Source organism: Variovorax palleresanus (genome assembly GCF_051144945.1).
Lineage (GTDB): Bacteria > Pseudomonadota > Gammaproteobacteria > Burkholderiales > Burkholderiaceae_C > Variovorax > Variovorax paradoxus_S.
Window position 1 is genome coordinate 1,298,545 of record NZ_JBJNVP010000002.1, and the last position, 18,499, is coordinate 1,317,043.

The 18,499-nt window shown below is 62.3% G+C and carries 26 protein-coding genes and 1 pseudogene; 8 read left to right on the forward strand and 19 right to left on the reverse strand.

From position 1 onward, the window contains the following. Positions 1 to 130: 130 nt before the first annotated feature. Positions 131 to 364: pseudogene (locus ACJ7Z0_RS09775) on the forward strand (IS66 family transposase); the annotation flags it as partial. Between the two features lie 37 nt (positions 365 to 401). On the opposite strand, the gene ACJ7Z0_RS09780 reads toward ACJ7Z0_RS09775, so the two are convergent. From ACJ7Z0_RS09780 to ACJ7Z0_RS09855, 16 genes are all read right to left on the reverse strand, one after another. Beyond that, positions 402 to 680 (reverse strand): hypothetical protein, encoded by a 279-nt coding sequence (locus tag ACJ7Z0_RS09780; protein WP_434789693.1) that lies wholly within the window; start codon positions 678 to 680, stop codon positions 402 to 404. Beyond that, entirely contained in the window at positions 677 to 814 is a 138-nt protein-coding gene (locus tag ACJ7Z0_RS09785) for a hypothetical protein (protein WP_434789694.1), read from the reverse strand. The genes ACJ7Z0_RS09780 and ACJ7Z0_RS09785 overlap by 4 nt, the downstream gene beginning before the upstream one ends. Positions 815 to 1,426: 612 nt before the next feature. Then, positions 1,427 to 1,852: a type II secretion system major pseudopilin GspG gene (gspG, locus tag ACJ7Z0_RS09790; protein ID WP_434789695.1), complete on the reverse strand. Its 426-nt coding sequence runs from the start codon at positions 1,850 to 1,852 to the stop codon at positions 1,427 to 1,429. 16 nt (positions 1,853 to 1,868) lie between these two features. After that, positions 1,869 to 2,627: a type II secretion system protein N gene (gene gspN / locus ACJ7Z0_RS09795; protein WP_434789696.1), complete on the reverse strand. Its 759-nt coding sequence runs from the start codon at positions 2,625 to 2,627 to the stop codon at positions 1,869 to 1,871. 3 nt (positions 2,628 to 2,630) lie between these two features. Continuing rightward, a complete protein-coding gene (gene gspM, locus ACJ7Z0_RS09800) occupies positions 2,631 to 3,116 on the reverse strand; it encodes a type II secretion system protein GspM (RefSeq protein ID WP_434789697.1) in 486 nt (161 codons plus the stop codon). Continuing rightward, entirely contained in the window at positions 3,113 to 4,303 is a 1,191-nt protein-coding gene (gene gspL, locus ACJ7Z0_RS09805) for a type II secretion system protein GspL (protein ID WP_434789698.1), read from the reverse strand. The genes gspM and gspL overlap by 4 nt, the downstream gene beginning before the upstream one ends. Then, positions 4,300 to 5,175: a type II secretion system minor pseudopilin GspK gene (gene gspK / locus ACJ7Z0_RS09810; RefSeq protein WP_434789699.1), complete on the reverse strand. Its 876-nt coding sequence runs from the start codon at positions 5,173 to 5,175 to the stop codon at positions 4,300 to 4,302. The genes gspL and gspK overlap by 4 nt, the downstream gene beginning before the upstream one ends. Next, complete coding sequence (locus ACJ7Z0_RS09815) at positions 5,172 to 5,762, reverse strand: type II secretion system protein GspJ (RefSeq protein WP_434789700.1); 591 nt, start codon at positions 5,760 to 5,762, stop codon at positions 5,172 to 5,174. The genes gspK and ACJ7Z0_RS09815 overlap by 4 nt, the downstream gene beginning before the upstream one ends. Beyond that, positions 5,759 to 6,181, reverse strand: a complete 423-nt coding sequence (locus ACJ7Z0_RS09820) for a type II secretion system protein GspI (RefSeq protein ID WP_434789701.1) — start codon at positions 6,179 to 6,181, stop codon at positions 5,759 to 5,761. The genes ACJ7Z0_RS09815 and ACJ7Z0_RS09820 overlap by 4 nt, the downstream gene beginning before the upstream one ends. Beyond that, the gene (locus ACJ7Z0_RS09825) at positions 6,182 to 6,670 is read right to left on the reverse strand and encodes a prepilin-type N-terminal cleavage/methylation domain-containing protein (RefSeq protein WP_434789702.1); all 489 of its coding nucleotides are present in this window, start codon (positions 6,668 to 6,670) and stop codon (positions 6,182 to 6,184) included. Further along, on the reverse strand, positions 6,670 to 7,875 hold the full coding sequence (gene gspF / locus ACJ7Z0_RS09830) for a type II secretion system inner membrane protein GspF (RefSeq protein WP_434789703.1): 1,206 nt from the start codon (positions 7,873 to 7,875) through the stop codon (positions 6,670 to 6,672). Before gspF ends, ACJ7Z0_RS09825 begins: the two co-directional genes overlap by 1 nt. Beyond that, on the reverse strand, positions 7,872 to 9,344 hold the full coding sequence (gspE, locus tag ACJ7Z0_RS09835) for a type II secretion system ATPase GspE (RefSeq protein WP_434789704.1): 1,473 nt from the start codon (positions 9,342 to 9,344) through the stop codon (positions 7,872 to 7,874). Before gspE ends, gspF begins: the two co-directional genes overlap by 4 nt. 3 nt (positions 9,345 to 9,347) lie before the next feature. Next, positions 9,348 to 11,552, reverse strand: coding sequence for a type II secretion system secretin GspD (gene gspD / locus ACJ7Z0_RS09840; RefSeq protein ID WP_434789705.1), 2,205 nt, complete (start codon positions 11,550 to 11,552; stop codon positions 9,348 to 9,350). Beyond that, positions 11,549 to 12,121, reverse strand: a complete 573-nt coding sequence (locus tag ACJ7Z0_RS09845) for a type II secretion system protein N (RefSeq protein WP_434789706.1) — start codon at positions 12,119 to 12,121, stop codon at positions 11,549 to 11,551. The genes gspD and ACJ7Z0_RS09845 overlap by 4 nt, the downstream gene beginning before the upstream one ends. Positions 12,122 to 12,207: 86 nt before the next feature. Beyond that, complete coding sequence (locus ACJ7Z0_RS09850; protein ID WP_434789707.1) at positions 12,208 to 12,822, reverse strand: hypothetical protein; 615 nt, start codon at positions 12,820 to 12,822, stop codon at positions 12,208 to 12,210. A gap of 121 nt (positions 12,823 to 12,943) precedes the next feature. Beyond that, positions 12,944 to 13,570 carry a hypothetical protein gene (locus tag ACJ7Z0_RS09855; RefSeq protein ID WP_434789708.1) on the reverse strand — a complete coding sequence of 209 codons (627 nt, stop codon included), beginning with the start codon at positions 13,568 to 13,570 and terminating at the stop codon, positions 12,944 to 12,946. A gap of 210 nt (positions 13,571 to 13,780) precedes the next feature. On the opposite strand from ACJ7Z0_RS09855, the gene ACJ7Z0_RS09860 reads away from it, so the two are divergent. Next, a complete protein-coding gene (locus ACJ7Z0_RS09860) occupies positions 13,781 to 14,026 on the forward strand; it encodes a TetR/AcrR family transcriptional regulator (RefSeq protein WP_434789709.1) in 246 nt (81 codons plus the stop codon). A 373-nt stretch (positions 14,027 to 14,399) separates the two neighbouring features. Next, positions 14,400 to 14,582, forward strand: a complete 183-nt coding sequence (locus tag ACJ7Z0_RS09865; RefSeq protein ID WP_434789710.1) for a hypothetical protein — start codon at positions 14,400 to 14,402, stop codon at positions 14,580 to 14,582. 221 nt (positions 14,583 to 14,803) lie between these two features. On the opposite strand, the gene ACJ7Z0_RS09870 is transcribed toward ACJ7Z0_RS09865, so the two are convergent. After that, entirely contained in the window at positions 14,804 to 15,529 is a 726-nt protein-coding gene (locus ACJ7Z0_RS09870) for a TetR/AcrR family transcriptional regulator (protein WP_434789711.1), read from the reverse strand. Between the two features lie 76 nt (positions 15,530 to 15,605). Between ACJ7Z0_RS09870 and ACJ7Z0_RS09875 the strand changes: the two genes are divergently transcribed. From ACJ7Z0_RS09875 to ACJ7Z0_RS09895, 5 genes are all read left to right on the forward strand, one after another. Then, positions 15,606 to 15,785, forward strand: a complete 180-nt coding sequence (locus ACJ7Z0_RS09875; protein WP_434789712.1) for a hypothetical protein — start codon at positions 15,606 to 15,608, stop codon at positions 15,783 to 15,785. After that, complete coding sequence (locus ACJ7Z0_RS09880; protein WP_434789713.1) at positions 15,782 to 15,967, forward strand: hypothetical protein; 186 nt, start codon at positions 15,782 to 15,784, stop codon at positions 15,965 to 15,967. Before ACJ7Z0_RS09875 ends, ACJ7Z0_RS09880 begins: the two co-directional genes overlap by 4 nt. Continuing rightward, complete coding sequence (locus ACJ7Z0_RS09885; protein ID WP_434789714.1) at positions 15,967 to 17,124, forward strand: MFS transporter; 1,158 nt, start codon at positions 15,967 to 15,969, stop codon at positions 17,122 to 17,124. The genes ACJ7Z0_RS09880 and ACJ7Z0_RS09885 overlap by 1 nt, the downstream gene beginning before the upstream one ends. After that, positions 17,121 to 17,324, forward strand: a complete 204-nt coding sequence (locus ACJ7Z0_RS09890) for a hypothetical protein (protein WP_434789715.1) — start codon at positions 17,121 to 17,123, stop codon at positions 17,322 to 17,324. The genes ACJ7Z0_RS09885 and ACJ7Z0_RS09890 overlap by 4 nt, the downstream gene beginning before the upstream one ends. Positions 17,325 to 17,544: 220 nt before the next feature. Next, entirely contained in the window at positions 17,545 to 18,045 is a 501-nt protein-coding gene (locus ACJ7Z0_RS09895; RefSeq protein WP_434789716.1) for an aldehyde dehydrogenase family protein, read from the forward strand. 11 nt (positions 18,046 to 18,056) lie between these two features. On the opposite strand, the gene ACJ7Z0_RS09900 is transcribed toward ACJ7Z0_RS09895, so the two are convergent. Both ACJ7Z0_RS09900 and ACJ7Z0_RS09905 read right to left on the reverse strand, forming a co-directional pair. Continuing rightward, positions 18,057 to 18,263, reverse strand: coding sequence for a hypothetical protein (locus ACJ7Z0_RS09900; RefSeq protein WP_434789717.1), 207 nt, complete (start codon positions 18,261 to 18,263; stop codon positions 18,057 to 18,059). Positions 18,264 to 18,311: 48 nt separating this feature from the next. Next, positions 18,312 to 18,464: a LysR family transcriptional regulator gene (locus ACJ7Z0_RS09905; protein ID WP_434789718.1), complete on the reverse strand. Its 153-nt coding sequence runs from the start codon at positions 18,462 to 18,464 to the stop codon at positions 18,312 to 18,314. Between the last annotated feature and the right edge of the window lie 35 nt (positions 18,465 to 18,499).

Here is an 18,499-nt window from a genome sequence, read left to right on the forward strand (position 1 = left end):
AAGCGGAATCGTCGGTCACGTTCGCCGGAATACGCACTGCGCACGCGAGGCGCAAGTTCTTCGAGGCTCCAGGCGAGCACCAAGAGTGCCGTGGCCGAGCAGGCGATGGAGTTCTTCGGTGAGCTCTAAGGCCAGGCCCGTGGCCGATGCGCTACACGCATGGATGATCGCGCACCGCCTTCGCGCGACCGATGGCACGGCGCTGGCCCGGGTGCTGGACTACAGCCTGAAGCGATGGACCGCGCTCACGCGCTACATCGACGATGGGCAATTGCCGATCGACAACAACTGGGTGGCGAACCAGATCCGTCCGATCCCGCTCGGGCGTTCGAACTGGCTGTTCGCTGGCTCGCTGCGGGCGGGGTCGCCGCCGCACTCGCAGCCCATGAGCAGAACGATTGCTAACTAAATCTCATCGCCCGGCGCATTCTGCGCCCGATCGGCTCTGGATCTTCGTCCTCGCCAATCAGCCTCGGCCCGATGGTGCGATCGGCGACCAAGCTCTTCAGGGTTGCGACCCCGCCGTCGAGCGCGTCCTCCCAACTGTCGAATACCCCCGCGCTGCCAAAGAGCACCGCAAAACCGGTGGGATCGTCAATGCTCTCGATGATGAGCCAGTGGAAGACGCCGCACTCCGATTCCTCCACGGTCACGGCAATCGTTCTGAGATGGTCGATCACGGGCTGCGTTCTACGCGTTGGCTTGCCGCGTGCACGATCAGGTTGACGCTCGCAGCCGCCGCGTCCGAAACACTGGGGTCAGGGGTATCCAGTCCGTCGAAGAGATCGACGAGTTCCTTGTCTTTCGCGTTCATCTGCCGGCTCCTTGGTTGATGGCTTCGAATTCCTTGTCGTGTATGGCCTCGCTCGCGCAGGAGGCGTTCGTGATGTTCTCCCGGCAGGTCAGCCCGGTCTACTCCGGCAGCCTCGTCGCGGCCTGCCTGGCGAACGGCTTCTCGCTGCGCGTGATCCACGGGATTCGCTCGATCTCGTCCCAGCTTGCTTTCGTCGGATGCGGACAGGGCATCGCGCTGGTGCATTCATCCTCAAGCACCTGGCGCCGGAGAACGTCGTTTTCCGGCGCCTCAAGGAGCGCCGGAACGTCGTCACCACGGCTGTTGCATGGAGCAACGCGCGCGCCAATCCAGCTGTCGATACAGTCATTGCCAAGCTGGGCGCCGGGGAGCGGAAAAACTCCTGTGCTCGCTCAGTCCAAGCTGCCGATTCAGACGCCCCGCCTCCTTGACGGCGTTCGGCATCGGAAGGTTGATGTTCGCTCCCGTCGGAGGCACGGGATAGGTGAACCACTTCACGTGGATCTCAATGATCTCTCCAACGGCACTTGCACAGAGCGAGAGAGGGCCCCATGGAGCCGAGGGCTCTATGCTGTGAGTCATGGGCTTAGGCTTACGCGCCTGCAAAGGCGGTCACTGCATCCAATTGCCAATGTCTGCGTTGTAGCCTTCCCCACCAGTTTCACCGTCGCCCCCCAGACTGAACACATCGATTTCACCGTGCAAGCCCGGGGCACGGTATTGCATGTCATTACCCCATGCATCCTTGGGTAATTTGTCCATGTAAGGGCGCCAGTTGGGCGGAATCTTGCCGCTGCTGGGCTTCTGGACCAAGGAAGTGAGGCCCTGGCTGGAGGTGGGATAGCCCCCGGCATCGAGTTTGTACAGGTTCAGGGCTTGCACGATATCTGCAATCTGCTGCCTGGTTGCGGCAACCCGCGCATCGTTGGGGCGATCCATGATCTTGGGGATCACCAGCGCAGCAAGGATCCCGAGGATCGTGATGACAACCAGAACTTCGATCAGCGTGAAGCCGCTGCTTCTTTGACGACGTGGCATATGCAAATGTCCTTGCTCAAAAATTCAATTGGGAAATTTGAAGGGTGTAGTGATTGGGAGCTCCAGCGGGCCGGAGATAAGCGCTGAGAAATCCCGGGGATTGGCTGATCAAACCGGCAGCGTCGGCAAGCTCTCCGTTGAACTGAAGCCCTTGCTGCGCAGAATGCTTGCCCTCGCCAGAAATCATCAGAGGACCGTCCTGACTGGTGACCGAGAAGCTCATCCCGACACTTTCGGCATGGCCCTTCAGCACAAATGAACCCAACTGCCCTTTGGGAATCAAGCTGGTTGCGGCGTTAAGCCACTGCACTTCCACCTGGGATATCTTGGTGGACTGCCAGTTTCCTTGCGCCGAAATCTGGCGGAAGTTCACAAGACCGTGCCATTCGCCTTTGTTCAGGATGCCAGGCAAGAGCGGCGTGAGTTCCCTGGCCTCGATGTCCAGTCCATGGAGATTGGCCTGCCATCCGCTCGAGCCGATCTGCAGGTGCCCCACGGGCTGCCCGTTGGCGCTGACCTGGAAAAGCAGGCGTCCATTCTGAAAGCCAAGCAGCTTCCAACTCAGTGGTGGCAGGGAGACCTGGCGCGGGCTCTTGTCCGGCTTGCCGGTGATCACGCCACGCCCGTTCCAAAGCGTGCCGTCGACATCGGCCAGACTCCACAAGCGATGGGATGCCTGTTGAAGCACGATGCCGATGAGACTGGCCGGGGCCAGCCATACGATGAAGACCAAGGTCAGCAGGCCAGTGACAGCGATCTGATGGAAGCGCTTCACCGTCTAGTCCTTTCCAAGTGCAAGGGTGGCCTGGATTTCGACAATGCCTGGTCGATCCGTCCGAGTGACTTTTGCTTTCTGCACGACCAGGCGCATGTCTTTCTGCACAAAGGCGACCCATTCCAACCATTGATCGAATGGAACCAAGCCTTGCAATCCAACCTGGTCTTGGGCGTCCAGAGTCTGGATGATTTCGGTGGGCAAGCCGAATCTGGAAAGTGAATCGATCACCGAAGGCGTATGCACCTTTTTGACATTGCTGCCAGCTGCAGGAAGCTGCTTGATTTGCCGCAGTTCGTCGGCCTGGACGCGCATGACGCCCAGCGCCTTCAGTTCAGCCGCCCATTGGGCCCGCGCCTGCTCCTGGGCCGAGGCCAGTGCAAACCAGAACCAGACCAATGCCGCCACGGCCATGCCGACGAACCATGCCGCTAGCAGGCGTTGGTCTCTTCTGGACAGGCCCTTCCACCAGAATTGCAGGTGCTTCATGTGCCTTCCTTTGACACCAGCGCCGTGGTGACGACGCCGTTGTTGGCTGATTGGGTGACGGCGGTGTATCCGCGCTGCCGCATGCCGGCTTCCAGTGCGCGGGCATTCTGCCCCGTGCCGTTCCAGACGACGATCATTCGCCCCTGCTCATAGTCCAGGCTCGTCAGCCTGGCTTGCGCAAGTTGCTGCGCCAAGGCGGCCAGCACCGGCACGAACTCCTCCGACCGCGATTCGCCGACGTGCGCACGCGCTGCCTGCCACATCTGGTGCAAGTGGCGGGCGGGCTTGTCGGTCTTTTCGGCGCTGCCGCCCACCTCCTGCCAGAGAGCCGACTGCTCAGCCTTGACCTGGCGTGTGGACCACCAGGTCTTGCCCAGATCGGTCAGGGCCATCAGCGTCTGAATGGCCATGCAGGCGGCAATCGCGACCAGCGCGGTCCTGAACGCGGGTTCGGCGAGGAGTTTGCGCCGGGGCATCCAGTCGCCCACCAGCAGGTTGGGGCTGGGTTGCGACAAGGTGGTGTGCCAATCCAGCGCAGCCGTCCGCTGGACAGGAATGCCCCATTGGCGTTCCTGTCCAAGGAAGAGCGTGGACGCAAGGCCGTGCAAGACCATGCGGGCCGGTGACTGGCCAGGGTTCTGTGCCCAGCGCAAGGTCAGCGCCACGGGAGGCTCGCCGCAGTCGGCGGGCATGTCCAAGGCCATGGCCGCCACGCCGTCGTGCAGCCACAGATGGCCGTCCTCGTTCTGGAAAATCCGCCATTCGTCCGGCGCAGCGGGGAGTTTGTCGGCCAACGACTCCACGCGCACCAAAGGCCGACCCAGTTCCCGGAAGCTGGCGAGCAGCTGCTCCAGCCGTTGGCGTTGCAATGTGCAGCAAACCACGTCATCCCCGTGCAGGCGCAAGGGGATGACGACCAGACGGCCCAGGTCGTCGATCAGCGCGTCTTCCAGCGCCATGGCGACCGCGGCGGTGTCTTTCCAGTTCACGCCGGGGGGCAGTTTCACGCGGTGGTAGACCAGCTGCTCCTGGGACAGGATCACCACGTGCTCGGTGGCCTGGGGCCACCGCTGTGGCGCATCCTGCCCGGTGGCGATGGAGCGCTCCCCGTCGAGCAGGCTCCACGCGCAGTCCAGGTGGCGATGCGGCCAGCCCGCATCGAGGTAGAGATACAAGGTTCGGCTCATGGGCGTTTCATCCAAACAACGTCGGGCCAGGTGCCGGGCTTTCGTCTCAACAGGGCAACCGCAGAAGCGCGCCCTTGCCCGAAGGTGGCATGCACTTCAACCCTGAAGAAATCACTGCGGACCGAGATCGACTCGGTGCGGAATCCGTCTCTCACATCACCGGTCAGCAAGGTATAGAAATCGGGGGTGTAGTCGAACGGCGAGGCCGCGCGCCTGTCGAAAATCTCCTTGGCCTGCTGGAAGCTGAGTCCCGGAACAATGGCGTAGATCAGTTCCACCGGCGCGGTGTTCACGTTCAGCTTGGAACTGGTGTCGGGCAGCAGGGTGATGTATTTGCCCAGCTTTTCAATCACCTCAGACGTGTACCCAGGTATGGCCTCCAAGCTGGCGGTGCCCATGTAACGAACCCGTTCAGAGGCTTTGCCAGACAGCTTCGATCTCAGGGATACGGCCAGCGCTTGAGGCAGTTCCAGCGCCCCCAACAGGCGTTCGTACTGTTCCCACGCGTAGGGATCGCCCGACAGCAGCCACGCCATGTTGAATTTGGATTGCTCGTCAAACATCTGGCCACTGATTTCGCCACCAGCCACCGGGATCGGGGGAACCCGGGTGGCCCAGGCCTCTCCCAAGTGGTCCTTGCGGATGCGCTGACGCTGCCGTTCGTACACGACCGAACGGGCCCAGTCAACGCCGCCCATCACCAGCCGGTGGGCCTGGCGTGCGTCTCGGAGCATCTTCACTTGAGTGACCCAGACATCGACGCGCCAGAGGATGGCCGATGCCAGCACGGTGACTACCGCCACCAGCAGCAGCGCCATCACCAGGGCAACGCCTTGCTGATGACGCATGGAGGCCGTTGCGCGGGTGCTCATGGCAGGGCATAGACCCGTGTGACGTCGCGCCCGTCGTCCAGCACCAGGGTGACGCGCAAGGCGCGGGGCCTGGCATAGGGAGTGCCTTCGAGTGGCCAGCTGCCGTGCCATTCGCCCTGGTCATCCAGGAAGGACAGGGTCATGGCCCGCACGCCGCCGAGCAGTGGCGTCTCCAGGCCTTGGACAGTGACCTCCGTTCGTCCGGTACCAGGCCCTGTATCCTGCGGGCGGGACAAGTCTGCTTCCAGCATGCGTACCAAAGTGCCATTGCGCAACGCGTACTGGACGGGCCGCACGCTTCCCGCAGTGCCCCAGATGGTCCAGTGGGCCGCGGCGCCATGGCCCCGCCAACGGACCTGGGGAACATCCGCGGGCAAGCCATCGACAGCGCAAGTGACGTCGTCCCCCATGCGTGCCCAGGCCATGGCGATGCTGCGCCAGCGCGCTTGTTCGTCATACACCACGTCGCGGGCTCTGATGACTTGCGCCAGGCCTTTGCTCGCCATGGCCCCCAGCACTGCCAGCAAGGCAATGGCGACCATGACTTCCAAGAGGGTCATGCCCTTTGTCGTGCGCCGAGAAGTCAAAAGGGCTCCCCTGGTCTTGGATTGGACTGATGGATCAAATACCCTTGAACCACTACCTTTGCCGTCGGATCGTCTTTCAGGGACACATGCACGTCCACCTTGCGTGCCAACGGGCTAGGGGTGTCACTCACTTCTTCGACAACGACAAAATCAAGCCCGCACTGGCGCTCGGCCTGTGCGGGCTGTATGCCTGCGTCCAGCCAGTCGGCGCGTGCATGGTGCAGTTCGAGCCGGTTCTGCCCCACCCAGTCGGCACACATCTGGGTGCGAAGGCGCAGTGCATTGGCGGCTGTCAGGCCCGTGGACCTGACGGCCGCGATGAGACCGATGCTGAGCACCAGCAGCGCCACCAGCACCTCCAGCAGGCTGATGCCCTGAACGCCATGGGGCCCGGCACGATGCAAGCGTGTGCAGCGCATTCAGCTTCCTTGCTCCACCGTTTGCACCACGCTGCCGGAAGCTGTGGTGTCGAGGCGGATGGTCCGCGGCCCATCGCGCAGCCGGAGGCGCAGCAGTGGCGGTGTGGCCCCGATGAATTCGATGCGCAACGGCGGTTGCATGGCCTTGTTGTCTTGCCAAGCCTGCTCGATGCGGACGTCGTCGCTCAATTCGCCCGCCTTCAGCCCCTCGGTGTCGGAGGTGCGGATCCAGGTGCCGTCGTTTTGGCGCTTCTCGAAGTGATAGTGACGGCCATTGGTCCCCAGGCGCAGGTGCTGCCCCCCGATCACGCTGGCGAACATGGCCGCCTCCAGTGTGGCGACGAACTTTTCCAGCGAAACCTGCCGCTGGACCGCCGCGGCGTTGCGGGCGCTGGGCATGGCCATGACCAGCATCACCCCCAGGATGACCATCACCACCAGGATCTCGATCAGCGTGAATCCTCGGCCACGAAGCGTCCTGGCAACCATCACATGAGCACCTGGTTGATGTTGAAGATGGGTTGCATGATGGCCAGCACGATTAACAGGACCATGCCCCCCATCACCAGAATCATCAGAGGCTCCAGCAGCCGCACCAGAATGGTCACATCATGTTCCAGCGACATTTGCTCCAACCGGGCGGCCTGGGCGAGCATCTCGGCCAGCTGACCGCTTTGCTCGCCACTGGCGATGAGGTTGATCAGCAGGGGCGGGAAGCCCTCTTTGCGCCTGAGCGCCCGGCTCAGGCTCTTGCCGGCATTGACCTCCTGCAGCGCCTCGCCCACGATCTCCTTCAGGGGAAGGCGCTCCAGCAGCCCCTTGCCGGCCTCCAGGGCGAGAAGCAGCGGGACGCCGCTGCGTACCAGGATGGCCAAGGTGCTGGCGAACCTGGCCGTGTCTGCAGAGCGCATCAGTTTTCCGAGCACGGGAAATTGCAGAAGCCTGGTATCCACTGCACGCCGGAATCCGTATTTCTTCATGGCATTGCGCCACCACACGGCGGCCAGCATCGCCGCGCCCAGGGCATAGCCTCCGCCTTCGCGCACACCTGCACTCACGCTCAGCAAGGCGCGGGTGAGCAGCGGCAAGGTCTGGCGCTGATTCTCGAACACCGTCACCACCTGGGGAACCACGTAGGCCAGCAGCACGCCCACCACGGCCAGGGCCACCACCAGCATGACCAGGGGGTAGATCATGGCTTCCAGCGTCTTGCTGCGCAGCGATTGGCTTTCTGCCAGGTAGTCGGCCAGGCGCGACATGACTTCGCTCAGTTCGCCCGCCGTCTCGCCGGCCCGGATCAAGGCGATGTACAGCGGCGGAAAAGTGCGCGGATGCATGGCCAACGCATGAGCCAGGCTGTGGCCGGCGCGGACTTCATTGCGCACCGCGTTGATGATGAGCGCATGCGCGGGTTTGTCTACCTGGCCGGCCAAGGTGACCAGTGACGCATCCACATTCAGGCCTGCCCGCAGCAGCGACGCCCATTGCTGCGTCAGCAGAAACAGGGCCCGCGCCGGAATGCGGCCCCGGTGCCCACCCGCCGCCGATGCAGGGGCGCCGGCCTCGTCCACGGACACCGGCAGCAGTCCTTTTTCCCGCAGGGCGGTGCGCAACTGGGGGGCGCTGTCGGCCTCCTGGGTGCCTGCGACCCGGGTTCCGGATGCATCGATGGCCTGATAGCGGAAGGCTTTCATCGATCTCCAGCCACACGCATCAACTCATCGACGGAAGTCACCCCCGCCCGGACCCAGCGCTGGCCGTCCTCTTGCAGCAGCCGAAGTCCGCCGTGCTCGCGTGCGGTGTCGCGCAGGACATGCTCGCCGGCGCCGTCATGGACCAGGCGGCGCAGCCGATCGTCTATGGCCAGCCATTCGTAGATACCGAGCCGTCCTGCATAGCCGGTTCCTCTGCACTCCGGGCAGCCACGCGGGCGAAATGCATGGCCCCGACCAGCGGCCTCGTCCGCATAGACAGGGTCTGGCTCTTTGCAGTGCGGGCACAACTGGCGCACCAGACGCTGGGCCAACACGCCGATCAGACTGGATGCAAGCAAGAACGGCTCTACCCCCATATCCACCAGACGGGTGATGGCACTGACGGAGTCGTTGGTGTGCACGGTGGCCAGCACCAGATGGCCCGTCAGGCTGGCTTGGATGGCGATCTGCGCCGTCTCCAGATCCCGGATTTCGCCGATCATCACCACATCCGGATCCTGTCGCAGCAACGCGCGCAGAGCGCGCGCAAAAGTCATGTCGATGCGTGAGTGGATCTGCACCTGACCAATGCCTGCCAGATCGTATTCAACCGGATCCTCCACCGTCATGATGTTGCGGTTGCGCGAATTCATCCGCATCAGCGCCCCATAGAGCGTGGTCGTCTTGCCGGATCCCGTGGGGCCGGTCACCAGCACAATGCCATGCGGCGCGTGGATGGCAGCGTCAAAGCTTGCCAGCGTATCGGGCGCCATGCCCAGCACGGCCAGGTCCATGCGCTTGGGGTCTTTGTCCAGCAGGCGCATCACCACGCGTTCGCCGTGCGACGTGGGCACCGTGGACACCCGCACGTCCACTGTCTTGCCCGCCAGCCGGATGGCAATGCGTCCGTCCTGCGGCAGGCGCTTTTCGGCAATGTCCAGTTGCGCCAGGATCTTGATGCGTGAAGACATGGCCGCATGCAGCGCCCGGTGCGGTGCCAGCACTTCCAGCAACTCGCCGTCGCGGCGCATGCGGACCACGGTGCGGTGTTCTTCGGGTTCTATGTGGATGTCCGATGCCCCCTCGCGCACGGCTTGGGCGATCAGCGCATTGATCAGGCGGATCACCGGCGCATCGCCGTCGCTGGCCAGCAGGTCTTCGACCGGCGGCAAATCATTGACCAACTGGTTCAGGTTCACCTCCTGCCCGGCGGTGTCCACAATCGATGCGGCGCTATCCCCGCCATCCGCATAAATGGACGTCAGCGCTTGCAAGAATTCCTCGTCTGGGACCACGCTGACGGGAACCTGCGCACCCACGGCGCGGCGGACTTCCGACAGGGCGGCCACGGGCGTGCCTTTGCACACCCACAGGACCGGATCGCCCGCGGCAGAATGCAGTAGCACGCTGTGGCGACGGGCAAACAGGTACGGGATCCGGCCCGAGGCCAAAGCATTCAGGGCCTCCATCTGCTACCTCGGCTCATCCATCACTGTCGCGGTCTCTGCCGCAGGGGCTGTTCGCGCGGACGACGGGTTGAGCGATGTGCTGGTCTTCAGGTCCACAGGGGTCAGCAAAGGGCCAGCTTCCTGCTTGGCCTTTTCGTTGGTCGCTTTTTGCAAGCCCTGGATGTAGTTGTATCGATCCATGGACAGCGTGGCATCGTCCTGCGCCGATCGCAACGTCTTGGGCCGGATGAACACCAGCAAATTGGTTTTGGAGCGCGTCTTGCTGGAGTGACGGAACAGTGCACCGGCCAGCGGCACATCGCCCAGCGCGGGCACCTTGTTTTCGCCGTCGCTCAGGCTGTCCTGCAACAGGCCGCCCAGCACGATCAGGCCGCCGTCTTGCACCTGCACGGCCGTTTCGATGGTGCGGGTGTTGATGGTGGGGCCGGAGGCGTTGGTCACGGAGCTCGGCACCACGGACGAAGCCTCCTGAATGATCTTCATGCGGACCATGCCGCCCTCGGACACCTGGGGCAGAATCCGCAAAGACAGCCCCACCTTGCGCCTGTCGAACGTCTGAAATGGCGTGACCGTGGACGATGAGTTGGTCGAGGAGTAACTGCCCGTGATGATCGGGACGTCCTGCCCGATCATGATCTGCGCTTCCTGGTTATCCAGTGTCATCAAATTGGGCGTGGACAGAATATTCCCGCCGTTGGTAGTTTCCAGGAACGATGCCAATGCCATCAAGTTGTTGATGACGGCCCCACTGGGCAAGGTGATGGTCCCGTTGGCGATGCCCAGGTTCAGGCCCACTCCGGTCCCCGTCGGGTTCTGAGCCATGTTCAGGATGCCGGTGGCCGCACCCGGAAAATTCGAGCCCCCAACCACACGGGTACCCGTGCTGCTTTTGTCAAGGCCGCTAAATGCCTGCCACTGGAATCCGAACTGTGCAGCAGTGTCACTGTTCACTTCGGCAATCAGGGCCTCGACATAGACCTGCGCACGGCGCAAATCCATCTGTTTGATCACCTTGCGCAGCCGCTCAATCACGATGTTCGGCGCACTGATCAGGATGGCGTTGTTGGCCACATCCGCCTGGACGTAACTCCCCTGCACTAGTCCACCTGCCGTCTGCCAGCCGCCGCTGCTGGCGCCGCCACTCCCCGAAGCCCCGGCCCCGGCCACGGCTGTCTGGGTGCTGCCCCCCATGCCGCTGTTGGGCGCCAGATTGGACTGCCGGTTCGGGTTGAGCGAGGACGTTGTGTTGTTCTCCCCCGATAGCGCGCCGGCCGCCTTGGCAGTGGTCTGGTCGGCAGACAGGATGGCCCGCAGCATCTGGGCTACTTCGCTGGCGACCGCGTTCTTCAGGTAAATCACCTCGATGTTGCCCCCGGCTTCCGGGCGATCCACCTGCTTGATGAGTTGCTGTGCCCGCAACAGCTTGCCCGGTGAGCTGCTACGGATCAGCAGGCTGTTACTGTGCGGTTCTGCATATACGGCAAACCCGTCACCCGCAACAGCCATGGCATTGGCTCCGGAAGCCCCGCTTGCTGCAGTTCCGGTGGGGCCTACGACAGCCCCCTGTTGGGCAGGGCCGTCGGTCATCAGGTTCTGGATGATGGGGGCCAGTTCGGTGGCTGTGGCATGGCTCAGCGGCACCATCACCGGAAGACCCATGCCTGGCACATCAATAGCTCCGAGGATCACCTCCAGCCGCTTCAGATTTTGCGAATAGTCGGTAACCACCAGGGTGTTGTTCGCGGGGTAAGCGATCACGGTGGCGGCGTTGTGAAGCAAGGGCTTGATGGCCGGCCCAACGGCCTGGGCTGCTTCGTACTTCAAGGAAAACATCCGTGTCGTGATGGTGTCGCCCGCCATAGGGGTGCCACTAAGGCCCACGGCCACAGACTGCTGGCGGGCATCGGCCTCGGGCAGGATGCGTACCACTTTACCTTCGTCCACCACGGCAATGCCCTGCAGGCGCAAGGCCGCAACCAGGGTCGGATAGACCAGCGAGCGCGGCATGGGCGCTGCCGACACCACATTCACATTGCCTTTGACCTTGGGGTCCAGGACAAACATCTTGCCGGTCAATTCCGATGCCAGCTTCAGGACCATCGACACTTCTGCGTTGGCCAGATTGAGGGTCACGGGTTCGTCGGCGGCCAGCGCCGTCAACACCCATAACCCCAAGCCTGCACCCCACAGCAACTTGCGAAAACTCATCGGAAATCCTTGATAAAGGGGGGAGGGCCTGCGGGCCTGGATTGGTCTTGCGGGGGTTCTCGATCTGGCCCACCTGGGGCTGACGATCTCAATGGCAGTTCACCGCGCAGCGCGTCTTTGGACAGCACGACGCTGTCGGGCCGCACTTCGACTACCTCGTGACCCGAGGACAATCGGTCTCCCACTTTGGCCACGACCACGTCGAAGCCACCGTCCGTTGCAAGCACTGCGCGGCTGTGGGCACCGGGCACGACGTAGGTGCCCATCAATCGCCAACGGGCATCGATAGTGTTTGGAGGGGGGGATTCACCAACTTCGCTGGACGGTGGTCGCTCAGTTGCAACTTCAAAGAAATGGCGGGCTGTCACGCGATTGACCTGCTCCGACAGCGTTGAAGAAGCCTTGGCAATCACCGCCGGGCTATCTGGTGCGGCCCGCCACCAGAAGCTTTGAGCAACGATCCATGCCACTGCCAAGCAGGCCAGACTTTGGACGCTCAACGGGATGGCTTTTTCTTTACACCAAGACACTAGGCCAGGCATCAAGGGGCTTGGCATATTCCAGCGCATTTATGTCCTACTTTTCTGATTCCTGCATACCGCCCCACATAAACAAAAGCCCCGGCCTGAGCCGGGGCGGGAACAGGCGCTATGTGTCAAAGTAGGTTGCGGTTGTTCACCACGTGAATCATTTTGTAACCCCATTGTTGCTCGTTGCCTTCCCAGCTACCGTAATCCCTCCATTCCCACGAATACAAATATCTATAATTAAATTTGGTCTGCGGATCCCTGCGGAAATGGGCTCCATGAAAATGGCCCTTTTTCCAGCGGCGGACCGCTACGATGACCGGTTGAGCCCATTGCCCTGGCCTCAGTTCGGTACGCATGTCAAAATTCTCCGACTGCGTTTGAGTCCAAGTCTTCTGGCGTTGAAATTCGCCTGACACACTGACACCCAAAGCCTGAATTGGAAAGCCGAAGCCACCGCCGACCTTCCAGCCAATGGTGTGAGCATAGGACGTGGACTTACCTTGCCCCCAAGTAAAGTGGCAGCCGCTGGAATTGGAGCTGCAATACTGGACGGTACCATCTGATTTCCCGCGCCAGACCCAGTCATCCCAAGTACTGCTAGCTTGTTGAATGACGCGCGCCTGTGTGCCGCCATCGGCATGGGCCTCACCCAAGTAGGAGTTGGTACCAAACCACGCCAAGGCATGCCCGGCAGTTACCAGCAGCCCTGCAGCGACAGCCGCTTGTTTTATTCGCTTCATAAGACCTCTCGATTTTTAAGGACGGTTTAAGAAAATTGGCTGCTATTTATGCAGCAAGGTGGGTTTCTGAAATCATGATTTCATGAGGAGACCCTTCACGAGAACTCACGAACTCACGAACTCAGGGGGATATTTTTTTTTGAGGCTCAAAGAAAAAATTCTCAACCGAGTTATTCAAATCCTCGGGTTTGTTGATTTTTCCTTGCGCGATTTGCTCGACCACATCGGCTTTGCTGTAAATGGGAATGAGCCCCAAGCCTCCACCGTGCTCTTCAGGCGCTTTTCGAATCACCACTGCAGTGATATCCGGTAGTGATGCACCAATGGCTTCGTAGGCAATTTGGGCGGCCTTGGCGCGCGATTCCGGCGTTCCATCGCTGTCGATCAACACCCGCCGATCCCGATCCAGGCTGGCCTGGATGCTTTGTTTGAGTGTTTTGAGATCCGCGGAGGAGTCGGTGTCAAAGACGTCGTATTTGGCGTCGGGCTCGCGCAACTGGCCACCGTGGTTTTTCAGCTCGGCCATCACAGCGCCGTTGCCGCCGCTGCCGGATACCAAGTTGAAGGCGGCCATCACACTGACCGGGCGGGCAGGTTCAGACTTGGCGGGCGCGGCATTGGGTACGGCAAGAGTGGTGATGGCGGTGCCGGCACTCTCGGTGTTGGCTCCGCAGCCTGCCAGCACAGACAAGACAGTGCACAGGATCAAGGATCTCAAGGCTGACGGTGGGGACAGGATGGCGCTCATGGATTGCTAACAACTGGTGTGTCAGAAAAGTAAAGTTCTGTTGCCCTGGACAGGGGCAGGATGGTGCATTGCGTTCGCGGCACAAACAAACGGGTCACTAAGCAGGTCAAGGTCTTCATGGAGTCCGCGTCAGGGCATCGAATAATATAGTCATAACTATCATGTAACTATAACTACCATTTGTGTCAAAAATTGCTCGGAAGATTCCTGATGCCACACGCGTCCCTCCCATACCGTCCATCCACCCTCCCCCAACCCTCGCTGGTCACGAAGAAACAGCCCGCGCAGCAGCGCGCCACAGAGACTTGTGAGCGCATCCTGGAAGTGACGGCGCAGACGCTGGTCGACGTCGGCATCGAGCGGCTGTCACCCAACCTGGTGAGCGAGCGCGCCGGACTCACGCCGCCGGCACCCTATCGCTATTCCCCAACAAGTACGCGCTGCTGTCCGAACTGAGGCCGCGCCTGATGCAGGCCCAGAACGCGCGCGTTGGCCGCTGGATCACGCCGGAGGTGTTGAACTGGGGCGTCGACAGTCTGGAGCGGGCGATCGAGGAACTGGTCATCGACACCTATGACGCGACAGTGCAGACCGTGGGCGGGGTATGGATCATGCGGGGCCTGCGCGCTGTGCCTGCCTTGCAGCTAGGTGCGACTGGCCTCCCGCGCTGCCGTTACACAAGAGCAGGCCCGACCCGAGATCTCGGCCAGGCCTCGGATTCCGCGATCAGGCGGCCCTCCGATTTAGCTCGGCGACACGCCTTCTGTTCAAGACGGTAACCGTCAAAGCGGATCGGGTTGGCGAGCAGCTTCATCTCTGGGTCTGCTGGATGCGGTACATCCCTCACCATGTCGATTTCCTGAAGGAAGGGATTGTCCAGCGCCTGACGGACATTCAGTACGATGCACAGGCGCAAGAGACCATGGCCGAATACGAGAAGGCGATGCTGGGCGCGCTGGCCGCGATGTGGAGGTCGCATTCGCGCAGATGCGCGCGGCGGATGCCGGCGTAGTGGAGCTCGAACAGGCGATGAAGGCCAGCACGGGAGCGGGCCCGTAAGAGTGAGCGCCTGTTCGAGGCAGGTCTCGCCGATCTGAACACCGTACTGGACGTGCGGCGCGGTCGACTGCGTGCACAAGACGCGCTGCTGCAAGCTCGCGGAACCCGCTGGATCGCTGTCAGCCAGCATCCCGCAACGCCACCGAAGAGCGGAGTGCGGTCGTCGCGGCCTTCTTACTTCGCCACTCCGCTTCGCACTCGTCCCTTGCGCCGTGCCGTCTCGCCGAGGCGGCCGACATCGGGCCGGATTCGAGGCAGGTGGCTAGCCACCATGCCGGCAACAACGCGGGCCACAGCCTTCACGTCGAGGGGCTCATCGAAGAGCATCTCCACGGTCGCGTACATCAGGTCCACCACGACGCGGCTGACCAGCCTCAACTGGGCCAGATCGACCTCTGGCAAGGCCTGCGCCAGCACTTGGGCCTGAGCCTGCGTGACCTGGGCGTGTGACTCCAGTCGAACTTGTTGCAGCGCGGGGACGGCCCGCATCGCCCGCATGATCCACACGCCTCCGACCGTTTGAACGGTTGCTTCGTAGGTGTCGAGGATCAACCCCTCGAGCGCCTCCTCGAGGTCCTCCACGGTACCGCGGAACACATCGACCGAAATCCATTCGGCGATGCGCTCGTTTTGGCGCTGCATCAAGCGCTGGCCGAGTTCGCTCAGGAGCGCGTACTTGTTCGGAAAGTAGCGGTACAGCGCCGGCGGCGTCAGCCCGGCGCGCTCGCATACGAGATTGGTTGACAACCGCTCGATGCCCACATCGGCCAGCGTCTGCGCCGTCACCACGAGGATACGCTCGAAAGTGTCGGTCGCGCGCTGCTGCGCCGGTTGCACTTTGGTGGCCAGCGAGGGTTGTTGCTCCCGCGGCTTGGGCGTGGTGTTGATCATGGACGACATCGGGATTCTCCCAGGTCTTTTGCCTCGTCACATGCTAGTAATGACTATATACTAGTTATTACTATCTAATCTGTGAGTGGCAGTTCGCTCGGCGGTCGCAGTCGGTGCGGCGGTTGACGACTATGAGAGCCATCCCTACCTTGGCACCTCGTCCTGGCTCGGCGCGCACGTGCCGCTCATGAAGACCGACGTGTTCCACAAGATTGCCACCATCCCTTCCTGCGCATCGGTACCACCGCCGCCCGTCTGGCGATGAACACCGAGCTGTTCGAGAAATGTGCCGAGGCCTATGTTCTGGCCGCCGCGACCGGTGGGCAGGTGGACCCTCTGCCGTGGGTGGTGCGCCACGTCGCGAACCGGCGACTGATCTGGGATGAACGCCGCGCCGCTGAGCGTTTCGCCCACGGGCTGCTGCCAGAAGAAACGAAGGGGTATTGATGCAACCCGATCGACACGAGACGCTTGGTGCGCCGCAGGTGGGCGCGGCGCTGGCCATCGGTACGGTCGCCTTGCTGATGGTCGGAGTGCAGCCCATTGCACTCGGCGAACTGGTGGAGGCTCGCAAGGTCAGCCTCGAGGGCGTGGGAGTGGTAGCGATGGGTGAGATCGTCGCACTCGGGGTAGGCTCGCTGATCGGCGATGCGATGCTTCCGGTCGCACGGTTGCGCCTGGTGACAATCGTCGCTGCTCTGCTCACCGTTGTGATCAATCTGCTCTCCGCGTTGGCCGATGGAGACGTTCAGATGCTGGCGGCGCGCGTCGCAGCCGGCGTGCCCGAGGGGGTGCTCGTCTGGTGCACGACGGCCGTGCTCGTGCGCACCGCACAGCCCGCTCGGGTGGCAGGCATTTTCGTCGTCGTGATGGCGCTGGGCCAAGCCGCCTTCGGCATGCTGCTGGCACACCTGATCATCCCCGGCCAAGGTTGGCGCGGCGTCTTCACGGCGCTAGCGCTGGCTTCGCTCCTGCCGCTCGCGCTGGCTTTCATGCAACGGCCGCGTCTGGCGCCGTTGGTGCCACCCGCCGTCTCGGGCTTTCGTTGGTCACCTCACACACTGCGGCCGCTGGCTGTCGTGTTCCTGCAGCTGGCGGCATTGGGAGCGTTCGCGGCCTACCTGGAACCGCTGGGCAAGGCAGCCGGGCTCGACTCGCGCTCGGCACAGACCCTCGTCGCCGGCATGCTCGGGATGCAGGTGGTCGGAGGCATCGCCGGCACTGCCGCCGTGCGCCGTTGGCCAACCGTGGCATCCCTTGTAGGCGCGTCACTCGGGTTGGCCGCGGTTACGGCCATGACGTTTCGACTGCCAACCGGCGGTGCGCAGCACCTCATGCTCGCGACCGCGGCGTTCGGCTTCGTCTGGCTGTTCATGCAGCCGTTCCAGTTCGCCCTGACGTTTCTCACTGATGGCAGCGGGCGCCTGGGCACGCTGATCCCTGCGGCGCAATTGCTGGGCAGTGCATTCGGGCCGCTGATGGCCTCATTCGTTGTCGTTGGCGACGATGCCTCCGCAGTGCCTCTGGTGAGCGCTGGATTCGCCGTCGCGGCGGCGTTGCTCGTGCTCGGCGCAGCGCGGCGCCGGGCCATGGGGACCGCATGACGATACTGCCCGCCGACACCGACACCATTTCGCGCATCTTCGAACAACAATTGCAGACATCGTTCGCGCTGCGCGACGCGACAGCTGCGGAGCGCGTGCGCAAGCTCGCGCGGCTGAGCGACGCACTGCTGCAGCGGCGCGAAGCACTCCATGTAGCCTTCCAGGCCGATCTGTGCACACAGCCGTCGAGGTCGACCTGACCGACCTGCTGTCAGTGATCGAAGAGGCTCGTCAAGCTATGCGCCGGCTCCCGAGGTGGATGCGGGCCCAGAGCGTTGGAAGCACCCTGACGACAGTCAGCACCTCGGCTCGCATCGCCTTACAGCCGCGGGGCCGTTGCCTCATCATCGGACCGTGGAACTACCCGGTGAACACCTTGCTCGGTCCGCTGGTCTCTCAGCCGTCGCTGCCGGCAACACGGTGGTCTTGAAACCCTCGGAGTTGACTCCGACGGTCACTGCCGTCATCGATGAACTCGTGCGCAAGGTCTTCGATCCGTCCGAGGTTGCGCTGGTGCACGGCGGTGTCGCGACTGCACAGCGACTGCTCGCGCTGCCGTGTGACCACATGTTCTTCACCGGCTCGCCCGCTGTCGGCAAGCTCGTGATGGCCGCCGCCGCGCAACACCTCAGCTCGATAACGCTGGAACTGGGTGGGAAGTCGCCGGTCATCGTGGCTGCTGGCACGGACTTGTTGCATGCTGCCGAGTTGGCGGTGTGGGGCAAGATGACGAACGCCGGCCAGACCTGCGTCGCGCCGGACCATGTTTTCGTGCATCGTTCATTGAAGGATCGCTTCGCGCAGCTGTGCTCGGACGCGATTGCGCGGCGCTACGGTGCAGATGACGCAGCGATTGAGGCCAGTGCCGATCTCGCTCGAGCGTCTGATGACACTCAATGTCGCCACGTCTATCACTCCTAGGATCCCCTGCCTTAAAAATGAGCAGGTAGGGTTTTGCGTGGGTCAGTCTTAGACGGAATTAGTGCGTTGGTGGACTGAACCCCATCGACTGGACCACTGGGGTCATCAGAACTAAGCGCCTGCTCAGCGAATTGGGATTCGAATTCGTTGGGTGGACGATAGCCGAGCACCGCCTTCGCCTTGGGATAAAGAAAGCGGCCGAGCGGCGTCAGCTTCATGGGGCGCGTAGCTTTGTCAAAGAGTTTCCCGCCAAGCAGATCCTCGAGCTACGCGATTTGCATGCTGACTGCGGCGGACACCACGTGCAGCCTGGTAGCCGCGAGGTTCGCGCTTTCTGTCTCGACGACCTCGCAGAAATAGCGTAGCGATTTCAAGTTCATATTTTTTGATCTTATGGTCAAAATTCTTTGGTTGTGCATCTACTTTACTTAACTGAGTATCAGGGCCTGTTCCA